The organism is Methanoculleus sp., assembly GCF_035363275.1.
In the GTDB taxonomy this organism is placed as follows: domain Archaea; phylum Halobacteriota; class Methanomicrobia; order Methanomicrobiales; family Methanoculleaceae; genus Methanoculleus.
In genome coordinates this window covers 1-1795 of sequence record NZ_DAOSET010000126.1, presented here as the reverse complement: position 1 = coordinate 1795, position 1795 = coordinate 1, and the positions used below count along the sequence as shown (strand labels likewise).

Annotated in this window: 2 protein-coding genes; both read left to right on the top strand. The window is 62.6% G+C overall.

The genetic code is table 11. The features are described 5' to 3' along the window. The first annotated feature begins 104 nt into the window (after window positions 1-104). Window positions 105-614, top strand: a complete 510-nt coding sequence (locus PLN84_RS13210; protein WP_292386073.1) for a hypothetical protein — start codon at window positions 105-107, stop codon at window positions 612-614. 11 nt (window positions 615-625) lie between these two features. Beyond that, window positions 626-1795 carry a M20/M25/M40 family metallo-hydrolase gene (locus PLN84_RS13205; RefSeq protein WP_300033228.1) on the top strand — a complete coding sequence of 390 codons (1170 nt, stop codon included), beginning with the start codon at window positions 626-628 and terminating at the stop codon, window positions 1793-1795.

Genomic DNA, 1795 nt, shown 5'->3' with positions numbered 1-1795 from the left:
CAACTCGAAAATTGCTCCGCAATTTTCTCGTGCTCCGGACGTTCCGCCCGTCGCATCCTGCACTGAAGGAACATTTTTTGTACCACTCTCCCCAATAGGAGAGTATGCTGGAAATGAACGAATATGGCCGCGTCATGCAGAAACTGTATGGCAAATCGCTGATCCTGGAGAGCCCGAACGATTTCCATCCGGTCCTGTACTTCTACTTCACCGATGCCATCGCCCACATCGATTTTACCCTCGGCATCCTGACCTACAATATCATGTCGCCCCGGAATATCATGAGCATGGAGTACATGCGGTGGCGCGTGGACCAGGAGAAGATCGGGGAGCGGGTATACTTCCCCGACTTCGTCAACTGGCTCAAAGAGGAGCACCCGGAGAAGTTCGGCGAACTCCCGATGCTCTGGTCCGGGGTCTACGACCGCGACGATCCCGCCCAGTACCGGGCCTTCCGGATCGTGCTCAACCCCGACGACACGCAGGCGATGCCGGCCGAATACTTTTCGATGTTCATCGATGAGTTCTTCGACCCGAAGTTCATCAAACAGCTTTACAAGACCTCATCGCTTGCCCGCCTCTTCGACGAGTATGCGGCGAAGAAGGCTGCATAAGGAGATCACGCATGGATGTTGCCCGACTGACTTCATCACTCATCCGGATCCGGAGCGAGAACCCGCCGGGGAATACCGCTGACGTCGTCGCGTTCATAACGGAGTTCCTCAACTCAATCGGGGTCAAGAGCCGCGTCGTTGCGCATCCCGGCGGCCGGGAGAACCTCATCACGACCGGCCCGGACACCCGGCTCCTCCTCTGCGGTCACATCGACGTGGTCCCCTCCATCCCCGACGACTGGACGCACGACCCCCATAGCGGGGAGATTGCCGGCGGCTACGTCTGGGGGAGGGGCGCCACCGACATGAAAGGGGGTTGCGCCGCCCTTCTTGCCGCCTACCGGGATCTCGTCGAGAGCGGCGTGGAGCCGAAGGCGCAGTTCGCCTTTGTCTGCGACGAGGAGACCGGCGGGGAGCATGGTATCCGGTCGCTTCTTGCGCAGGATCTCCTCAAACCCTGCGATTGCCTGATAGCCGAGCCGACGCCGGCGATGAGCCCGGCAGTCGGCCAGAAAGGCCTCTACCGGGTCAACCTCTCCTTCCGCGGCAGGCCCGGCCACAGCTCCCTCTACCCTCTTGTCGGGAAGAGCGCCGTCATGGCGGCCTTCGACCTCATCGGTTACCTGCGGGAGGTCCACGCGCACCCGTTCCCGCCCGGCGAAGACCTGCAACCGCTTGTCGCGCAGTCCGCCCGGCTCTTTTCCGAGACATTCGGGATCGAAGGCGGGGACAACATCCTCACGCGGGTGATGTTCAATCCAGGAAGGATCGAGGGTGGCGAGAAGGCGAACATCGTGGCGGAGCAGTGCCGGATGGAACTCGACGTCCGGGTGCCGTGGGGCTGCTCCCTTGATGCCCTCCGCAGAGGCATCGCCGAACATGCCCCGGATGCCGTGATACAGGAGACAGACGTCGCCGAACCGAGCCTGACGCCCCCGGACGCCCGGATCGTCCGGACGCTCTGCGCCGAGGTGGAGCGGGTCTACGGTGCCCCGGCGGTCCCGTTCCTCCAGTGGGCCGCAAGCGACGCGAAGTACCTCCGCGATAAGGGGTTCGACGTCGTGGAGTACGGGCCGGGAGAGATTCCGACGCTGCACGCGGTGGATGAGCGGGTCTCGATAGAGCAGCTCAAGAGAGCGGTGGACGTGTACCGGGGGGTCATCCGGGCGTACTCCGGGTGA